Raw genomic sequence first — 19,677 nt, forward strand, 5'->3', positions numbered from 1 at the left:
GGGACAACCCGAGCCATTTTTATCGTCCATGTGACATGTCAGTTGAAATACCAGATACGACAGATACAAAAAAGCCCAAGCGGGTGACCGCTTGGGCTTTCTCTTTGAATATGGCGGAGGAGGTGGGATTTGAACCCACGGATGGTCGCCCATCGCCGGTTTTCAAGACCGGTGCATTCAGCCGCTCTGCCACCCCTCCGAACGGCGTGCATACTACGCTAAGCCCTTGTTCATATGCAATACATATTTCCTGTGGGATAGTGTGCGGGAGCAAAATGGCAGGTGGCTTGAAATTGTTCCTCGTCATCCCTATTTGTTCTACATACAATGCGTAAACATGCAGTAACAAACAGCGATCACGAGGCGGCTGCTCGCCGTCTCACCCGGACATCAAGAGGACACCCAAGATGGATACCCGTTCTATCTACACTGGCACCCAAAGTGCCGTACGCGATACCAACAAGGTGCTGCGTAACACCTATATGCTGCTCTCCCTCACTCTGGGCTTCTCTGCCGTGGTGGCGGGCATCGCGACCGTAATGAACATGCCGCCGCTGCACTGGGCCATCTTCCTCATCGGCGTATACGGTCTGATGTTCCTGACCGAGAAGAATCGCAACAACGGCATGGGGCTGGTCTTCACCTTCGCCCTGACCGGTCTGCTGGGCTATAGCCTGGGCCCCATCATCAACATGTACATGAACAATGGTGGTGGCGAGATCGTGATGACCGCCCTTGGCGGCACCGCGCTCACCTTCTTCGGTCTGTCGGCCTATGCCCTGACCACCAAGCGTGACCTCTCTTTCATTGGCGGCATGCTGTTCGTCGGTTTCTGGGTACTGCTGGTGGCCATGATTGCCAACATCTTCCTGCAGATGAGCGCCCTGAGCCTGGCACTGTCCGCCATGTTCATGCTCTTCTCCTCCGGCGCCATCCTGCTGACTACCCAGCAGATCGTGCGCGGCGGCGAGACCAACTACATCTCTGCCACCGTCACTCTGTATGTCTCCATCTACAACATCTTCCTGAGCTTGCTGAGCCTGCTTGGCGGCAACCGCAACTAATCAGAAACCCCGCTTCGGCGGGGTTTTTATTGGCGCCGATTTTTGTCAGGATAAGTTGTAAATCAAGGATATGAAGCGAAGTGGCCCTGATTTGGATCAGGGCCACTTCGCGCTTGGCGGGTTACTATCTCGCTCTCGTTTCGATCAAGGGTTTCACCTGTCTCATGCCGATGGATCTCTCTGGCCTGCTGCGCCGACTACTGACCGATAGTCACATCTACTTCGCTCTCAAAGTGCTGCTGGCCATTCTCGGTCTGCTCGCCTTCACCCTGGCCACCGGCAATATCCAGCTCACCGTGCTGCTCTCCCTCGGGGTAGTGGCGGGCGCCATCGCCGAAACCGACGACAGCCTGTGGGGACGGCTCAAGAACCTCGCCATGACGCTGATTTGCTTCATGTTTGCGTCCCTGTGTGTGCAGTATCTCTACCCCACCCCCTGGCTGTTTGCCATCGGGCTGGCCAGCTCCACCTTTATCTTCGTGATGGTGGGGGCGCTCGGCGCTCGCTACGCCACCATCAGCTTCGGCTCGCTGCTGATCGCCATCTACACCATGCTGGGGGCCGCCAAGGCGCCGGATCTCTTCTACCAGCCGCTGGCACTCGGCGCCGGCGCCCTCTGGTACGGGCTGGTCTCGTTCATCTGGCTCTGGCTGCTGCCCTACAAGACCCTGCACGAGCAACTGGCCCAGAGCTACTTCGCCCTTGGCCGCTACCTGCTGGAAAAGTCCCGCTTCTTCCCGGCGGACGAGCACGGCGCCCAGGCCATTCGCCACAATCTGGCCCAGCTCAACATCAATCTGGTGAGCGCGCTGACCCTCACCAAGTCGGCCCTCAACGCCCGCCTGAGCCGCCGCCATCCGGCGAGCCCCGAGCTTGCCAGCCTGCTGCGCCTCTATCTGCTGGCGCTGGAAATTCACGAACGCGCCACCTCCAGCCACTACCCCTACAGCCGACTGGAAGCGGAGCTCAAGCAGGGCATAGTGCTGGAAGGATTTCAGGAGGTGTTCCTGCAACTCTCCGAGGCATGTCAGCGGCTCGGTTACGCCATTCTGGTGCACAAGCCCTACGCCCATAACAAGCGCATCCACTGGACGCTGGAGGCCCTCGGCGATCAGCTGGAGTTCACCAATCTCAAGCAGCACTACCCGAAAACCCTGCTGACGCCGATGAAGTTCCTGCGCCGCAATCTGGCCAGCATCAACCAGCTGCTGAGCAGCGCCGAAGTGCTGCAAAACCCCGAGCAGCCAGAGCAGGAGCTGCCCGCGCTGGCGCGCCCGCCCCGCCTGCCGCTGCTGGCCCAGCTCAAGCAGCACCTCACCTTGCACTCCATGGTGTTTCGCCATGCGCTGCGTTTGTCACTCGGGCTGGTGATCGGCTACGGCATACTGCAAGCCTTTGATCTGGAGAAGGGCTACTGGATTTTGCTGACCGTGCTGTTTGTCTGCCAGCCCAGTTACAGCGCCACCCGCCGCCGACTGGTGCAGCGGATGCTCGGCACCTTCGCAGGTATTCTGGTGGGTATTCCGGTGCTCTGGCTCTTCCCCGAGCTGCACGTTCAGTTGGTGGTGATGGGACTGGCCGCCTTCCTCTTCTTCACCCAAGTGCGCAACAACTACAGCGCCGCGGTCTGCTTTATCACGCTCTACGTGCTGATGGCGTTCAACCTGCTCGATGGCATCGGCTTTGCGATCCTCGGGCCGCGGCTGCTCGATACCCTGCTCGGCTGCCTGATCTCCTACGGGCTGGTGGCCTGGCTCTGGCCTGACTGGCAGTACAAACGGCTGCCGACGCTTATCGCCAACTCGCTCTCGGCCAACGCCCGCTACCTCTCGGCAGTGCTGGCAAGCCTCAAGCAGCAGCGGGACGAATCCATCGACTATCGGGTGGCACGCAAAAGCGCCCATCTGGCGGACAGCGAGCTGGCCACCGCCTGGCAGAGCATGCTGGTGGAGCCGCAAAAGCGCCGCCGCTTCCTCGATCTCTGCTTTACCCTCACCTGGCGCAACCACGCCCTGCTCTCCTACATCTCGGCGCTGGGGGCCCATCGCGACAAGCTGGAGGCCATCAGCGGGCTGGATGAGGTGCGCCACCACATCTGCCACACCCTGGAACAGGCCGCCGGTCATCTGGCGGGCAACCCCTCCAGCTCCATCGGTGGTCAGTGTCCGGTGATAAGTCCGGATAGCAGCGAGGAACAGCTGATGCTGACCCAGCAGCTCAACCTGATCAGCGAGCTGGCGGATCAGCTGCTGCATCTGGCCAACGAGAGCCGGTTGCTCACCGGGGATCAAGGCGCTACCATGCCCGCCCAATCCTGATAGCCCCATTAGCGAGGAGCCCTCATGTCTGCGTCCGAAAAACATCAGCTGGAATTCAACGGCCAACTCATCGAGACCGATGCCAAGGGCTACCTGCTCAACAGCAACGACTGGAGCGAGGAGCTGGCGCTGGTGCTGGCCGCGCAGGAGGGGATCACGCTTGAGGAGCCGCACTGGGAAGTGGTGCGCTTTGTGCGCGCCTTCTATCTGGAGTTCAACACCTCCCCCGCCATCCGTGCGCTGGTCAAGGCGATGGAGAAGCAGTACGGCCCCGAAAAGGGCAACAGCCGCTACCTCTACAAGCTGTTCCCGGAAGGCCCAGCCAAGCAGGCGACCAAGATTGGCGGCCTGCCCAAACCGGTGAAGTGCATCTGATCCCATGCATCTCATCCCATAACAACGGGGGCCGCAACTGCGGCCCCCGTTGTGTTTGGTGCGCTATCTTCGCGCACCTCGTATTCACATCCCTCAGGCTTCCAGCCAGCCTTATTCCCGCTTGTCAGCCAGCGCCACCAGCTGCTCCGCCAGCCGATGACCGTGCAGGTAGGAGGCGATCAGCTCGCTGTCGGCCTTGCCGATTTCAATCTGCTGATACCAGTGCTCCAGCATGGCGGCAAAGCCGCGCTGGGCCAGCACCGGCTGCCAGTCGTTGGGGCTAAGCATCTCGGCCTGCTTATCGCGGGCGATAATGCCGCGAGTGCAGTTCTCAAGGTGCAGGGAGAGGTTGTCGCCGTAGGCATCGATGCGCTCCTCGGTGATCCCGGCGCTGCGGTTCATGCTGCCGCTGATGGCACGATCACCGCTCTGCCAGCTAACGCTTACCCCGGCCAACAGGCTGTTGTCCTTCGTATAAGGTCGCAATACCGCATGAAAGTCGCCGCCCGGCACGCCGCCATAGAAACAGAGGCTGTCAAGCACATGGATAAAGTCGTCGAACATAAAATCCCGCGCCTTGCCGGGCAGGGCGAAGCGGTGTTTCTGCCAGTTGAGCTCGGTGAGCGGCTGGGCACGAGCGGCATCCATGGCAGGCAGATAGCGGCGGTTGAAACCGGTAAAGAGGGCGCAGTCTTGCGCGATGGCGAGGTTGGCCAGTCCCTCGGCCTCGGCCAGATTGTCGCACAGGGGCTTGTCGACAAAGGTGGGGATCCCTGCCCGCAGGCACTGCTCGGCCAGCTCGCGATGAACGGCGGTGGCGGCGTGGATCATCACGGCATCGGGGCGGCTGGCCAGCATGGCCGCCACATCGGTAAAGCACTCTGCGACCCGATACTGGCGGGCGAGCTTCTCCAGCACCGCCGGATTGCGGGTACAGAGCAGCGGGGTGACCCGCTCGTCGCTCGCCAGCAGCGGCAGATAGGCTTTTTGGGCGATATCCCCCAGACCAATCATGGCAATGCGCATCTCAACTCCTTTTCACTCGATAACGGGACAAGCGGATAACTGCCCGCACCATCGCAGGATTTGTCCCGCAGATCCAGCCTGCCGTTAGCGCGCTGACTGGCGTGCGCAGCTCTGTGCAAACGGCGACGTTATTTAGGCATGGCAAGATCGCAGACCAACTTGATCACCTCGGCCAGCCACTCGATGGCGAAATTACCCTGACTTTTGCGGTGTCTGCCAACCACCACCTCGAACTGCTGCGGCGCCCCGGCCAGCTCCAGCATGCGAAAATCGCCGAGGGTGGCGATGGCCGACGGAATGCAGGCCGCCACGTCATTGACCGACATAAAGGCTTGCAGCGAGGTGTAACAGGGGAGCGTCGCCACCGCCGCGCTGGCAACCTGCTGCGGGTTCATCTGCCCTTCGAAATTGCCGACGCTGTTGGCGAACTGCACAAAGGGGATGGCCGCCAGATCCTGCGGGGCGTGGTCCGAAAGATATCGGGAGTCGCGGCGCAGCACGCAGCAGTAGTGATCCCGGCGCAGAGTAGCGCGCAGCAACCCCAGGTCGAGATAGGCATCAAAGCCAATCACCAGATCGACCTCGCCGCTGGCCAGCACGTCCAGATGCTGATCGGCCTGAAAGTCCACCACATCGAGCCGGATGGAGGGCGCCTGAGTGCGCAGGGCGCTCGCCAACCTTGGGATAATGGCGAGCTGGGCATATTCGTTCGCCATCACCCTGAAGGTGCGCTGGCTGCTGGCGGGATCGAAGGGGGCTGCCACAAAGATCCCGTCGATATCGGCCAGGATCTGCTCGAACTTGTCAGCCAGCTCGCAGGCGTAATCGGTCGGCTGCAACCCGGCGCTTTGGCGGATAAAGAGCTCGGCGGGAAAGAGGTCGCGCAGCTTTTTCAGATGGCTGCTCACCCCCTGCTGGGAGATCTCCAGCAGCTCGGCCACCCGCGACACGCTCTTGTATCTGACCAGCAGCACCAGTACCCGCATCTGTCTGATATCGATCTTCTCCACCCTCACCTCACCAATTTCAGTTGTATCACATACAAACCACCAATGATTTACATTGTATCAGTGGCTCTCTAACCTTGCAGCTCTTCCAGCAAAGCGAGGTTAACGATGAAAACAGTCATTCTGATTGGTGCTCAGGGGAAAATGGGGCAAGCCGCTCTCAGTGGTCTGGGCAAGCACAAGGTGATCACCGCCAGCCGCTCCGGCGAGGGGTGTGATTTTCAGGTGGATATCACCAGCCGAGAGTCCATCAAGCGGCTCTACCAAAACGTGGGTTCCTTCGATGCAGTGGTCAATACCGCCGGCTATTGCGAATACGCCCCCTTTGGCGAGATGAGCGACGAGCAGTGGCAAACCACCATCCAGAGCAAGCTGATGGGGCAGATCAATCTGGTCAATGTCGGCGTCAACTACATCAATCAGGGGGGCTCCTTCACCCTGATCTCCGGCATCCTCAATATCAAGCCAATCCCGCTGGCCATTGCCGATGCCACCACCAGCGGCGCCATCGATACCTTTGTCCAGTGCGTGGCCCACGAGCTGCCCCGCGGCATTCGCATCAATGTGGTCAACCCGACCGTATTAGAAGAGGCGTGGGACGTATATGGCGAGATGATGCCGGGCTTCCAGCCGGTGCCGGGCGCTTTGGTCGGCAAGGCGTTTGAGCGCTCCGTCGATGGCTTTATTAGCGGTCAGGTGCTCTATGTCGATGCCTGATCTTGCTCAGGTCTGACCCCACCGCCTTTGTAATTCCTTGTCGATGTTTTTCCTCTTCCCCGAAAGCGCCAGCTCTCGGGGCTTTTTGCATCAACAAGGTGGGGGTTCCGAAAAAGAGATTCTCTCCCCTTGCTTACTGCTTTATCAGAAGTCATCAGCCTGTCATCTGGCTGACATCCCGCGGTCATTTTCAAGCCATAGAGTTTTTCACTTATTTTTCATATGGATAGATAAGGAACATCATGACTTTCCCGCGCTCTTCTTATGTGGCTTTGGCCGTCTCGCTGGTCTTGCTTGGCGGCTGCCAGTCAGAGAACGAATCGTCTGCCGACAGCCAGGGCAAAACCGCCTATCAATACAGCACCAAAGCGGTCTACAGCCCGCAGCAGCAGGCGGAGAGCTACGAGCCAGCGCCTCAGGGGTTCAGCCCGGTCTTTACCGAGATGGTGGCGCGCCACGGCTCGCGCTCACTCTCCAGCCCGAAATATGACGTGCTGACCAAGCTGGTCTGGGAAGAGGCGCAGCGTCAGGGGGCGCTCACCACTCTCGGACAGGGGCTGGGAGGCAAGGTCGATCTGGTGACGGCCGCCAACCAGAAACTGGGCTACGGCCTGCTCTCGGCGCTGGGCAAGGAGGAACACGCCAATCTCGCCACCCGGCTGGCGGCGCGGCTGCCGACCCTGCTCAACAGCAGCGAGCCCCACTGCATCAAGGTGGTCACCTCGGGCAAGGACAGGGCCAACGAAAGCGCCTTCTACTTTATGGAGAGCCTCAAGCGCGACGTGAGCTATGTCAGCGACTCGGCGCAGTGCTACCTCACGCAGGATGACCCCTCGAAGATCAACAAAAAGCTGGTCAACAAGTTCGAGCTCTACTTCCACAAGACCACGCCCGAGGGGGATTACGCCCGCTACCTGCCCGCCTATGAGAGCTACCAGCGCTTTATCGGCGACGAAGATGCCGGAATCGCCCCGGCCCCCGAGCTGGCCAGGGCGCTGGATCAGCTTAAAAACCTGAGCAAGACCAAAGAGATGGCTCGCAGCATGCTGGAGCGTATCTACAGCAAGGGGTTTGTCGACTATCTGGCGGGCGGCGTCGAGTTTGTCGCCGTCAACCCGGAGGATGGCGGCATGACCTATGTGCGCGACGAAGTGGATGCCGCCCTGATGCTCTACAACCTCTTTATCATCGGCCCCGGCATGATCCGCGAAGCGCAGGCACAGGGCAGCGAACCCTGGGCGCTGGAACAGTTCCTGACCCCGGAGGAGTCTGCCTGGTTCTCCTACCTCTCCGATGCGGAAGATTTCTACGAGAAGGGGCCGAGCTTTGCCAACCAGAACGCCCCCTACGCCATTGCCCAGCCGCTGCTCGACGGCATGTTTGGCGAGGTGCAGCGTCAGGTGGTGGAGGGCGAGCAGAGCCGACAGGCCACCCTGCGCTTTGCCCACGCTGAAGCCATTATCCCCCTCGCCGCCCTGATGAAGCTGGAAGGGAGCCGTCAGGGGGCCAGCCCGGATCAGCTGTTCAGCCAGCAGAACAACGAGTGGCGCGGCGGCTGGGTCTCCCCCTATACCGCCAATATTCAGTGGGATATCTACCAGAACGGGCAGCGGCAGGTGCTGGTCAAGATGTTCTACAACGAAAAGGAGATCGCCTTTAAGACCGGCTGCCAGCCCTACCAAAGCGGCAGCCACTACTACGACTTCGAGGAGCTCAAACGCTGCTACGGCTATAACGGCTAACCCCTAGCGCGCCGGATATGGCAATAACAAGGGCGACCAGCAGGTCGCCCCTATTCACTCCCCTTCCCTGTTTGCCAAAGCGGGATATGGCTACAAAGCCGCCTTCCGGCTCCATTTGCTGATCAAGCTCAAAAAACGATTAATTTCTGATAGTTAAGTTACTTTAAGACTCGCCTCGACAGTTTCATTTGGCTTACCATGGCCATTCAGAACCTGTTGAACTGCGATGGGTTGCTGCCAGCGCGGGTCAAGGGAGCATATTGGAAGCTGTAATCCACGGGCGGTAGCGTGGGATTTGGCTGCACTACACCTTGTTAAGAAACATAAGTGTCCCTGATTCTTCCTTATGCCTTTAATCCAAGATGAGCAAGTCAAATTAACAATAAATAAGGAAGTCTATGGGTTTAGCTGAAGCCTTAGTTGATATTCCACAATCTGAAAGAGGCGGAGAAATTGCTCAGCGCGGTTTTGATTATCAAGCTTGCTGGGCTTTATCTGAGATGCTGGAATATGAGCTAAATGGTAAAAATTATGTTTTTATTTTTGAGTATCACGATGATGTCCTTATTCTTGATGATCACTCAACCCCCCAAAATTTGACATTTGCACAAGTAAAAACAAATGAAAATCACTGGACAGCATCGTCACTGAGCAATAGCACCAGCAAAAAACCTATATCTATTATTGGAAAACTATTTGTTCATTACAAAAATTTTATTGAGTATTCACCGAAACTTTTGTTTGTTACAAACGCATCATTAAATTTATGTGGTAGTAATGGTGGAAAATCTTCTTTTAGGGCTAATGAAATAAAGAATGAATACCAGATAAAATTTAAAAAAGCAATAAAGAACCAGGTTAAGCTCGATGATTCATGTATTGACCTTTCAGTAATGAAGTTTATTCAGTCATCATTGAGCCTAGATGATCACATTATCCATCTCAAAGGTAAACTATGTGACTTCATTAGTAGGAAGTATGGTGATAGCTCTATTCTTAATATTAATGCGCTAGCATCATTACTGGATCAGGAATGTCGAAAAAAATCTAAGGTTAAGTCAGCAGATATAATTGACTTTTCAGATTTAATCGCAAGAAAAGGATTTTCATCTCAAGATTTCAACTCTGTTCTAGAAGAGTTGAATGCTATTAATAAAACTATACCTACTTGGGAAATGGCAAGGCAGGTATTTCATGACCTTCATAAAACTTCAATACAGCTCATTCTATTACAAGCAAACTTCTCACAGATTTGCATAGAAATAAACCAAGATGTGAATAATCCGACACGCACTTATCAAAAGTATGCCATTGCATTTTACGACGAATCAAAAATCAATTTAAATCTAGAAGAATATATACTTACAACCATAAACAATATTGATGCACGTTGCCCTGACTACAAATTGGCTTTAACATCAGGAAAAAAAGAATGCATCGTTGTTTATTCCATAATTCAGAAGTTGCTAGAAGGGAATAAGACATGAGACACATCTACTTTAAAAGTGCCCATATATTATCCCTTCGAGATAAAAAAGGCTTCTCTTATGAATTCTCACCCGATATAAATATTATTACTGGAGAGAATGACACAGGGAAGTCCAGTTTTATAAAGAATCTATATTATACATTAGGAGCCGATATTCGCTTAGATCAGAAGTGGAAGAAAGATAGCTTTGTTTCAAAGGTTGTCATTTGCGTAAAAAATCGAGACTATGCATTTATTCGTCACGGAAAACGTATTTCCATATTTGATATTACTGATGACAATGAACATCTCCTAGTGACTTCTAATTCTCGTACAGAGATCGCTTTGACCGTACGAGATATATTTGACTTTAATTTAGAGCTGGTTTTAAAGGATGCCTTGGTTCAAGGGCAAGCACACCCAGCAAGCCTTTATCTTCCGTTCTATATTGATCAGGATGACGGATGGGCGACAGTATTAGATTCATTTAGTAGCTTGAAGATGTACAAAGACTGGCAGAAAAACATCCTTAATTTTCATACTGGGATTAAGCCAAAGGAATATTATAGGCTTCAAGGTAAAATTAGTTTAATAGATATTGACCTTAAAGAAACACGAGCAACATTAAAAGCTCTAGAAACTGCTAAGAAGCGCTTCGAAGATTCATTCGGAAGAGTACTATTTGATATTGATATTGAATATTATGAAATGTTATTGGAACGATTTCTGAGTAAGTGCCAGCATTTACATCAGGAAGAAACAGAGTACAGAATTAAACTCATAAAAGCTCTATCTCAACGAGATGAATTAGTAGCAGAGATAGACTCATCCAAAAGACAGCTTGATGACAGTAATATAGATTTTTTATCCCCGTCTGCAAGCTTAGAAGCCAAGTATGCCATCCTTGCAAACAGAGAAAATCTGTTGCAAATCATCCCTGAGTTGTATGATCAAAAATCATTATATGATGATCAAATTTCTAAAATAAAAGAAGACTTGAGAAACGCTCAAAAATTAAGCTCAGAACTTAAATGTATGCTTCAAGAAGTTAAAGAGCAACTGACACTTCAAGATGTTATAAAATCTCAAGCAAGTAAACAGGTTGAGTCAACATTCGATGAACAGATCGATGAACTACTAAGAAAAATTGGAGAACTAGATCAATCCAGAACTAAATTATCAGAGCGTTTAGCAGAGTTCGATGATAAAAAACGCACCCGTGAAATTAATGAAATATTTAAAGAGTCATTGATTTTTGCACAAACCGAACTAGGTATAAAAGACCCAAAAGTTGGAACTATTCTCCAATACGGTCCTATATCAAAAAGCGAAACTGGTAGCCGTGCGCCAAGAGCAATATTAGCTTATCATTATGCTCTTCTTAAAACGATAGAAGCTAAATCAACAAACCCGATGCTCCCAGTTATAATTGACTCACCTAAACAACAGGATCCTGATCCGCATACTACAAAAAAATTATTTGATTTATGTATTAATGGCCTATCTACTAACAATCAGCTTATTATCGGTTCTGTTTCTTTCGAAAGAGAAACTAATGCATTTAAAACACTTACAATGACTGAAAAATACAGCTTATTAAAAGCACATTTATACAGCGATGTTTATCAGCAAATCATGCCGTTATACCAAAAAGCATCTTTGTCTTAATCAGATTGCTTAGACAGCACAGCCTGTAAAAAGGCGACCATCCGGTCGCCTTTTTATTTTCTATCGCTTTCCTATCAGAAATATTACCGTACCGGTCGCTTGGCACTATTGCCTTTGGCCGCAGGCTTGCCGCCCTGCTGAGTGGCAGGTTTGGAGGAGCCGGCACGGGTAGGCGCCTTGCCCTTATGGGCGGGTTTGCCAGTTGGTTTGCCCTTACCAGCATTCTGGCCTGCGCCTTGTCCGGCGGGCTTGCCGTTCCCCAGCTTGAGCTCGGAGCCCAGCGGCTTGCCATTGCCCTTGCCGCTCTTGTTGGTGCTGCCGCTAGCGTGCTGACCATTGCTCTGGCCCACAGCCTTGTTGCCTGCGCCGTTGCCGCGCTGATGGGCAATGTTGCTATGGCGAGTCAGGGCCGGTTTCAGCCCCTTGCCAGTGGCGGCGCGCTCGTTGCGCCCTTCCGCAGGCACCAGACAACCCGGGCCGTTGCCAATCAGGTGACCCTTGCCCATGGCAAGCAGGGCTTCGCGGATCATCGGCCAGCCAGCGGGATCGTGGTAGCGCAGCAGCGCCTTGTGCAGGCGGCGACGGCGCTCGCCCTTGGCGACAAACACATCGCCACCGGTACGGCTCACCTTGTTTAACGGGTTTTTCTCCGTGTAATACATGGTGGTGGCGTTGGCGAGCGGCGACGGGTAGAAGTTCTGCACCTGATCGAGCTTGAAGCGGTTCTCTTTGACCCAGAGCGCCAGATTGATCATGTCTTCATCCGTGGTGCCCGGGTGGGCAGAGATAAAGTAGGGGATCAGGTACTGCTGCTTGCCCGCCTCTTTGGAGTATTTGTCGAACAGCTCCTTGAACTGGTAGTAGCTGCCCATGCCCGGCTTCATCATCTTGGAGAGTGGCCCCTCCTCGGTGTGTTCCGGCGCGATCTTGAGGTAGCCGCCAACGTGGTACTTGGCCAGCTCCTTGATATAGCGGGGATCTTCGACCGCGATGTCGTAACGCACGCCGGAGGCGATGAGGATCTTCTTGATCCCCTTGAGGTCGCGCGCCTTGCGATAGAGGTTGATGGTCGGGCTGTGGTCGGTGTCCATGTGCGGGCAGATGGTGGGCCAGACACAGGAGGCGCGACGGCAGGTCTGCTCGGCTTTGGGGCTCTTGCAGCGCAGCTTGTACATGTTGGCGGTGGGGCCACCGAGATCCGAGATGACGCCGGTAAAGCCCGGCACCTTGTCGCGGATATCTTCGATTTCTTTCAAGATCGACTCCTCCGAGCGGCTCTGGATGATGCGCCCTTCGTGCTCGGTGATGGAGCAGAAGGAGCAGCCGCCAAAGCAGCCGCGCATGATGTTGACCGAGGTCTTGATCATCTCGAAGGCGGGGATCTTCTCGTTGCCATAGGCCGGGTGCGGCACCCGCTGGTAGGGCAGGCCGAATACGCCGTCCATCTCCTCGGTTTCAAGCGGGAAGGCGGGCGGGTTGACCCAGACGATGCGATCGCCGTGAGCCTGTGACAGGGCGCGGGCGCAGCCGGGGTTGGTTTCGTGGTGCAGAATGCGCGAGGCGTGGGCGTAGAGCACCTTGTCCTCTTTCACCCTCTCGAACGCCGGCAGCTTCACATAGGTTTTTTCCCACGGCTTGGGTTTGGGTGGCTGCACCAGCACAGGCTGGGCTTCCTGCGCGGCAGGGGCCGCGTCGGTGGCATCATCCGAGCATGGGGCCCCTTCCATATAGGGGTTCATGATGGGGTCGATGCGGCCAATCTGGTCGAGCTTGCTCGAATCCACCCCTTTCCAGCCCGGCAGCGGCTCCTTGCGGATAACGGCGGTGCCGCGAATATCCTGCATGGTGTCGATGGTCTCCCCCGCTGCGATGCGGTGAGCCACCTCCACCAGCGGCCGCTCGGCGTTGCCGTAGATGAGGATATCGGCCTTGGCATCGAGCAGGATGGAGCGGCGGATGGTCTCGGACCAGTAGTCGTAGTGGGCGATGCGGCGTAAGGAAGCCTCGATGCCGCCGATAACGACCGGCACCTCCTTGAAGGCCTCTTTGCAGCGCTGGGTATAGACCAGAGTGGCGCGATCCGGCCGTTTGCCGCCCACATCCCCCGGGGTGTAGGCGTCATCGTGGCGCAGCTTCTTGTCGGAGGTGTAGCGGTTGATCATGGAGTCCATGTTGCCCGCGGTCACCCCGAAGAAGAGGTTCGGTTTGCCCAGACGCATAAAGTCATCCTTCGATGACCAGTCCGGCTGGGCGATGATGCCGACCCGAAAGCCCTGCGCCTCCAGCATCCGGCCGATGACCGCCATGCCGAAACTCGGGTGATCCACGTAGGCATCCCCCGTCACCAGAATGACGTCGCAGCTGTCCCAACCGAGCTTGTCCATCTCTTTGCGGGACATGGGCAGGAAGGGCGCCGTGCCGTAGCACTCGGCCCAATAGCGGGGATAGGAGAAAAGGTTGGGTACCGGCTGCATTTTGAACACCTGGAAAAATTCGGGTCGCGCATTATACCGGTTGCAGCCAAGGGGGGCGATGGCTTTTTGTCCCCAGCATTCGCACGGGAAAAGGCGCTTTGCCATCCAACACCACCGTCACGCCACCACAAACAAGCACGCCCGCAGGATGAGTGCGGGCGATCTTTGACTGCAACTGCCGCACGGTGAGCAGGGCAAATGCCGAGGGCTCACCGCCTTAATGGTTACTGACTCAAATCCTTGTCGATCCAGTATTTGGAGCCGGAGATGTTGGCATCGAACAGCAATCCCTTCTCGCCGATCTGGTAGATGGCCATGCCGCCGTTGTATTTGGCGGTAAGCTCGGCGCTCTCCTTGCCAGCTACCACGCCCACTTCGGAAGTGGCCTCCCAACCCTGGGTCACGAAGGCATCGAATCTGGCTTTGTCTTCAAACAGGATCACCTGCTGATAGAACTTGCCACCGATACCGGCCGCCAGCCCCGCGCCAAACATCTTCATATAGGTGTGTTTGCCACTCTTGCGATTGATGGCCACCCCGGCGCCCTGATTGGTATGCAGCATCAGGGAGAACTTGCGCGAATCGAATACTGCGTAGCCATACGCCTTGTCAAACAGCAACTTGGCTGAAGGCTGTTCATTGAACAGGCGCACCAGTGCCGTGTCGGCCATGGTGTTGAGCGCCACCCGCGCCTCCTGCGGGGTTTTGGGCTCCAGCATCTCGTCGAGCTTCTTGTCGGCTACCTTCAGCCACTCCTTGCCAGTGGCGATGCTCTTGTCGGTCCAGACCCCGGCGGTATTGAACGCCTCTTCACCCCAGGCAGAGATGGAGGCCCAGCTCTTTTTGGAGAAGTCGCTGACATCCTGCCATACCTCCTTGCTAGTCTCACTCACGGCGGTGCCGAGATCGGCGGCGGCAGCCTTCAGTTTCTCCCAGTCGGCATGGCTGGGTGACACCACCAACGTCAGTGACAGGGCCAGCAACCAGTTACGCTTGTTCATTTTTTCACTCCCGTATTGTCGAGTGTCTGGGTTATCCTGCGATCCCCTACAACAGGCTACCCGGTGAAAACCACTCCCGCATTATCGGAAGGGGAATCGGGTTAAGCAATCATTGAGTCCTGTTTATCCCGCCACAGCCCGAAATAAAAAGGCTGCTCATCAGAGAGGAGCAGCCTTGTTGAACACTGTAAAACCGGACGGGCTTATTCGACCATCATCACCTTGCAGGTGTTGGTACTGCCGACGGTTTCCATCTTGTCACCGTGGGTCAGCAGTACCATGTCACCGCTTTGCAGCAGCCCCTTCTCCTTGAGCACGGCCAGCGCGTCGCGACACACTTCGTAGACCGGCTTGGTCTCGTCACCGTCGAACAGCACCGGGGTCACGCCACGGTAGAGGTTGGTCCAGGCCAGGGTCTTGTTGTGGGGAGACATGGCGAAGATCGGCAGACCGGAGCTGATACGGGACATCAGCAGCGGAGTGGTGCCCGATTCGGTCAGCGCCACGATCGCCTTGACCCCTTCCAGGTGGTTGGCTGCGTACATGGTGGACATGGCAACCGCCTCTTCCACCGAGGTGAAGGTGTAGCTCATGCGGTGATTGGAAACGTTCAGGCTCGGGTGCTTTTCGGCACCGACACAGACGCTCGCCATGGAGGTCACAGTCTCGATGGGGAACTGACCGGCGGCGGTTTCGGCAGAGAGCATCACCGCATCGGTACCATCCAGCACGGCGTTGGCGACGTCCATGACCTCTGCACGAGTCGGCAGCGGCGCGTTGATCATCGATTCCATCATCTGGGTAGCGGTGATCACCACACGGTTGAGACGACGGGAGTGACGGATCAGCTTCTTCTGCACGCCAACCAGCTCGGGGTCACCGATCTCGACGCCCAGATCGCCACGGGCAACCATAACGGCATCAGAGCCGAGGATGATATCTTCCATCGCTTCGTCAGTGGCGACGGTCTCGGCGCGCTCGACCTTGGCCACGATCTTGGCATTGGAGCCAGCTTCGCGAGCCAGTTCGCGGGCGTAACGCAGATCATCACCGCAGCGCGGGAAGGAGACGGCCAGATAATCCACGTTCATCAGCGCGGCTGTCTTGATATCTTCCTTGTCTTTCTCGGTCAGGGCTGGCGCGGAGAGACCGCCCCCTTTCTTGTTGATGCCCTTGTTGTTGGAGAGAGGGCCCGCCACGGTCACAGTGGTATGGATGCGGGTGCCTTCCACGCTCTCGACTTTCAGTTGTACACGGCCATCGTCCAGCAGCAGGATGTCACCCGGCACCACATCATTTGGCAGGCTCTTGTAGTCGATACCAACCTGCTCCTGACAGCCTTCACCCTTGCCCAGGGCTGCATCCAGCACGAACTTGTCACCGATGGCGAGATAGATCTTGCCATCCTTGAAGGTGGATACACGGATTTTCGGGCCTTGCAGGTCACCCATGATGGCAACGTGGCGGCCGAGCTTGGCAGCAATGTCACGCACCTGATTGGCGCGCTGGATATGATCTTCAGGAGTGCCGTGAGAGAAGTTCATCCGCACCATGTCGGCGCCGGCGCGGATAATCCCTTCGAGGATCCCTTCGCGGTCGGTGGCCGGACCAAGTGTGGTTACAATCTTTGTACGTCTAGGCATGAAAGACTCCAATATGAAGTTGAGATAACTTGAGATTCTGCCCCATCAAGCCGATGGCTCGATGCACCCGCTAGCAAACCATCCGGGTGGTTTTTGTTATTAAGTTACAATACCACATCAAGACTACACCAAGGAGGGTGGCATAGACAGTCGGGGGCCAAAGCCCCCGACGATTCAGGAAGAGTGTGGTGTTTCAAAGCGGGATTCACGCAATCCCTCTTTTACCTTCTTCAGGTTTTCACGAAATTTCATCCCCCGGCGCAGGGTAAATCCGGTTGCCAGCACATCCACCAGCGCCAGTTGCGCGATGCGGGAAGCCATCGGCATGTAGACATCGGTATCTTCCGGCACATCCATGGAGAGCACCAGGTTGCACTCGCGCGCAAGCGGGGAATCCTTGGCGGTCATGCCGATCACTGTGGCGTCGTTCTCGCGCGCCAGCGCGGCGATCTCGACCAGCGCCTTGGTGCGGCCGGTATGGGAGATCAGCACCACCACATCCCCTTCGCTGCTGTTGATGCAGCTCATGCGCATCATGACGATATCGTCAAAGCTCACCACCGGGATATTGAAGCGGAAGAACTTGTTCTGGGCATCGCGGGCAACGGCTGAGGAGGCGCCAAGACCAAAGAAGCTGATCTTCTTGGACTGGGTCAGGATATCGACACAGCGGTTGATGGCCGAGATATCCAGGCTGTTTTTGGCGGCATCCAGACAAGCCATGGTGGATTCGAAGATTTTGGCCGTGTAGGTATCGGGGCCGTCTTCTGCTTCCACATGACGATTGACGTAAGGAGTGCCATTGGCCAGGCTCTGGGCCAGATGGAGTTTGAAATCGGGGAAGCCTTTGGTATCGAGGCGACGGCAAAAACGGTTGACGGTCGGTTCACTGACGTCGGCCATTTTGGCCAGGGCGGCGATGCTGGAGTGGATGGCGGTCTGGGGAGACGCCAGGATCACCTCGGCAACCTTGCGTTCTGATTTACTGAAACTTTCCAGGTTGTTCGTAATTTTATCAAGGGTATTCATCATCACCACCAGACGTTTTTGTAATTTAGCTTCAGTGTCTTTGCACTAAATCTACGGCTAAGCAGGTTTCCAATCAAGCTGATGACTATACAAGACAAGCGGTTATCGCAACTAACGCCTGCCGTACAAAGTATGACTCATCTCTAATTATTTCGTACTTTTCGTTACAAAACGTCACCTCACTGTGAAACCGCTTACAAATGTTGCAAAGCAACAACACTGTGAGCAGGCGCACGTTTGTATCGATCCGGCGGGTGAGTGAGCCTGAGCTCGGATAGAATGGGCCGTCATAATCCAACAATAATGTCGGGACACCACAGTCGTCCCCATCCTGTAACGAAGGAGTTGTTATGCAGCATACCCATGCGCTGGTCGGCGATGTCGGCGGTACCAATGCGCGTCTGGCCCTGTGTGAGCTGGCCACCGGTACTATCTCTCAGGCAAAGACCTACTCAGGTCTGGCCCATCCCAGCCTTGAAGCCGTGGTTCGCCTCTATCTGGAGGAACACAAGGTCGAGGTGGCGGAAGCCTGCATCGCCATCGCCTGCCCCATCAATGGTGACTGGGTCGCCATGACCAACCACAGCTGGGAGTTCTCCATCAGCGAGATGCAGAGCAATCTCGGGCTGGCGCGTCTGCAAGTAATCAACGACTTTACCGCGGTCTCGATGGCGGTACCGGTATTGGCCGAATCGGATCGCATCCAGCTGGGCGGCACCGCACCGGTGGCTGGCAAACCCATCGCCATCTATGGAGCGGGCACCGGCCTTGGGGTTGCGCATCTGGTCAAGGCGGGCGATCAGTGGTTGAGCCTGCCGGGCGAAGGGGGTCATGTGGATTTTGCCGCCAACACCGAAGAGGAAGATGCGGTGCTGCAGGTGATGCGTGGCGAACTGGGCCATGTCTCGGCCGAGCGTTTCTTATCCGGCCCGGGCCTGGTCAATCTCTATCGCGGGCTGGTGAAATCCGATGGTCGTGAGCCGGAGCCGTTCGCTCCCAAAGACATCACCGAACGTGCGCTGGCGGGCGAGTGTCTGGATTGCCGCCGCACCCTGAGCCTGTTCTGCGTGCTGATGGGCCGCTTTGCCGGCAACCTGGCGCTCAATATGGGCACCTTTGGCGGCGTCTATATCGCAGGGGGCATAGTGCCGCGCTTCCAGGAGTTCTTCACCAGTTCCGGTTTCCGGGTTGCCTTTGAAGACAAGGGCCGTTTCAAATCCTACCTCAAGGATATTCCGGTATTCCTGATCACCCATGAAGGGCCTGGCCTGCTCGGCGCTGGCGCTTACCTGCGCCAGTCGATGGGGATTACCATCTGATTGGAAGGTGGAGTGAAACTGAAACATCCGTGGTTCAGCATCGATTCAGTGTGGATGGCATATAGTAGTGGCACGTAACCAAGAGGGTTGTACTTCACAAGGAGTGGAAAGCGACTCTCATCCGCTGGATACGTTTGTCACCTGACAAGCCTGAACTGTTTCAACCGGCCTTTTGGCCGGTTTTTTTTATCTCTGTGCCCCGAAATTACTGGGACAACGCCTTCAGCTGTGCCTTGTCGGGCGGGTTGTTCCAGTCGATGGGGCCGTGGGTAAAGCGGTACTGCAGCCGTGGCAGGCTGGTCTCCAGCCACTCTTCCCTAAAGTAGGCATACCCCTGATTCCAGTCAGGATCATTGGCCCAACCGGTTTGCAGGAAGTAGAGGCGAGTGCCCTGCCCTTCCGGCACAAAGCGCAGACAAACCTGAGTCTTCTGCTGACGAATATGGGGCAGACTGGGCGGAAAATTCCAGCTAAAGCTGAGCAAATCATAGGGCATGACAGCCATGACCCTGCACCCTTCACTGCCCCGTTCACCCAGTGGAGCATCCGGCCTGAAGTAGATTTCGAAGGGGCCATTCGGTTCGGCTACCATCAAACACTCGGGAGCCAGAAAACTGCGCAGACCACTCTCTGTCGTCCAGGCGTGCCACACGTCATCGATATGAGCCGGAACAAAAATGTTGCCTTCAATCTGTTTATTGTCCATAAATCAACAATCCTCACGCCATCCATACAGGGGACTTCGGCAGTATAGCCCCATGACAAATGTATTGGACAGCCCTTAATCACACCCTTGTCATTTGCCCCAGATAACCTTGCCCGCGTG

14 protein-coding genes, 1 tRNA gene and 1 pseudogene are annotated in these 19,677 nt (G+C 55.5%); 8 read left to right on the forward strand and 8 right to left on the reverse strand.

The genetic code is table 11. The features are described 5' to 3' along the window. Window positions 1–111 precede the first annotated feature (111 nt). Window positions 112–199 (reverse strand) — tRNA-Ser (locus G5315_RS08850). Window positions 200–407: 208 nt separating this feature from the next. On the opposite strand from G5315_RS08850, the gene G5315_RS08855 reads away from it, so the two are divergent. The 3 genes from G5315_RS08855 to G5315_RS08865 all read left to right on the forward strand — a co-directional run bounded on the left by G5315_RS08855 (window position 408) and on the right by G5315_RS08865 (window position 3,757). Further along, window positions 408–1,064, forward strand: coding sequence for a Bax inhibitor-1/YccA family protein (locus G5315_RS08855; protein ID WP_227342215.1), 657 nt, complete (start codon window positions 408–410; stop codon window positions 1,062–1,064). A gap of 164 nt (window positions 1,065–1,228) precedes the next feature. Next, window positions 1,229–3,382, forward strand: coding sequence for a YccS family putative transporter (yccS, locus tag G5315_RS08860; RefSeq protein ID WP_421332908.1), 2,154 nt, complete (start codon window positions 1,229–1,231; stop codon window positions 3,380–3,382). 24 nt (window positions 3,383–3,406) lie between these two features. Then, complete coding sequence (locus tag G5315_RS08865) at window positions 3,407–3,757, forward strand: TusE/DsrC/DsvC family sulfur relay protein (RefSeq protein WP_019446869.1); 351 nt, start codon at window positions 3,407–3,409, stop codon at window positions 3,755–3,757. A gap of 111 nt (window positions 3,758–3,868) precedes the next feature. Here the strand turns inward: G5315_RS08865 and G5315_RS08870 are convergent, their stop codons facing one another. Together G5315_RS08870 and G5315_RS08875 are read right to left on the reverse strand one after the other, a co-directional pair. Further along, window positions 3,869–4,783, reverse strand: coding sequence for a Gfo/Idh/MocA family protein (locus tag G5315_RS08870; protein WP_421332909.1), 915 nt, complete (start codon window positions 4,781–4,783; stop codon window positions 3,869–3,871). 128 nt (window positions 4,784–4,911) lie between these two features. Continuing rightward, window positions 4,912–5,793 carry a LysR family transcriptional regulator gene (locus tag G5315_RS08875; protein ID WP_421332910.1) on the reverse strand — a complete coding sequence of 294 codons (882 nt, stop codon included), beginning with the start codon at window positions 5,791–5,793 and terminating at the stop codon, window positions 4,912–4,914. 105 nt (window positions 5,794–5,898) lie between these two features. Between G5315_RS08875 and G5315_RS08880 the strand changes: the two genes are divergently transcribed. From G5315_RS08880 to G5315_RS08895, 4 genes are all read left to right on the forward strand, one after another. Beyond that, window positions 5,899–6,507: a short chain dehydrogenase gene (locus G5315_RS08880; protein WP_421332911.1), complete on the forward strand. Its 609-nt coding sequence runs from the start codon at window positions 5,899–5,901 to the stop codon at window positions 6,505–6,507. A 242-nt stretch (window positions 6,508–6,749) separates the two neighbouring features. After that, window positions 6,750–8,249: a histidine-type phosphatase gene (locus G5315_RS08885; protein ID WP_421332912.1), complete on the forward strand. Its 1,500-nt coding sequence runs from the start codon at window positions 6,750–6,752 to the stop codon at window positions 8,247–8,249. 398 nt (window positions 8,250–8,647) lie between these two features. Next, window positions 8,648–9,736, forward strand: a complete 1,089-nt coding sequence (locus G5315_RS08890; protein ID WP_100646510.1) for a DUF4297 domain-containing protein — start codon at window positions 8,648–8,650, stop codon at window positions 9,734–9,736. Then, window positions 9,733–11,385 (forward strand): AAA family ATPase, encoded by a 1,653-nt coding sequence (locus G5315_RS08895; protein WP_100646511.1) that lies wholly within the window; start codon window positions 9,733–9,735, stop codon window positions 11,383–11,385. Before G5315_RS08890 ends, G5315_RS08895 begins: the two co-directional genes overlap by 4 nt. Before the next feature lie 83 nt (window positions 11,386–11,468). On the opposite strand, the gene G5315_RS08900 is transcribed toward G5315_RS08895, so the two are convergent. The 4 genes from G5315_RS08900 to G5315_RS08915 form a co-directional block, all read right to left on the reverse strand. Further along, a complete protein-coding gene (locus G5315_RS08900; RefSeq protein ID WP_421332913.1) occupies window positions 11,469–13,859 on the reverse strand; it encodes a YgiQ family radical SAM protein in 2,391 nt (796 codons plus the stop codon). Window positions 13,860–14,083: 224 nt separating this feature from the next. Further along, complete coding sequence (gene befA / locus G5315_RS08905) at window positions 14,084–14,860, reverse strand: beta cell expansion factor BefA (RefSeq protein WP_323912847.1); 777 nt, start codon at window positions 14,858–14,860, stop codon at window positions 14,084–14,086. Window positions 14,861–15,063: 203 nt separating this feature from the next. After that, complete coding sequence (gene pyk, locus G5315_RS08910; RefSeq protein WP_337072373.1) at window positions 15,064–16,503, reverse strand: pyruvate kinase; 1,440 nt, start codon at window positions 16,501–16,503, stop codon at window positions 15,064–15,066. 174 nt (window positions 16,504–16,677) lie between these two features. After that, the gene (locus G5315_RS08915; protein WP_005347620.1) at window positions 16,678–17,535 is read right to left on the reverse strand and encodes a MurR/RpiR family transcriptional regulator; all 858 of its coding nucleotides are present in this window, start codon (window positions 17,533–17,535) and stop codon (window positions 16,678–16,680) included. A 344-nt stretch (window positions 17,536–17,879) separates the two neighbouring features. On the opposite strand from G5315_RS08915, the pseudogene glk reads away from it, so the two are divergent. Further along, window positions 17,880–18,851: pseudogene (glk, locus tag G5315_RS08920) on the forward strand (glucokinase); the annotation flags it as partial. Between the two features lie 205 nt (window positions 18,852–19,056). On the opposite strand, the gene G5315_RS08925 reads toward glk, so the two are convergent. Next, a complete protein-coding gene (locus tag G5315_RS08925) occupies window positions 19,057–19,557 on the reverse strand; it encodes an SRPBCC family protein (protein WP_216953138.1) in 501 nt (166 codons plus the stop codon). Between the last annotated feature and the right edge of the window lie 120 nt (window positions 19,558–19,677).

It is taken from the genome of Aeromonas sp. 603607 (assembly GCF_049171595.1).
In the GTDB taxonomy this organism is placed as follows: Bacteria; Pseudomonadota; Gammaproteobacteria; order Enterobacterales; family Aeromonadaceae; genus Aeromonas; species Aeromonas veronii.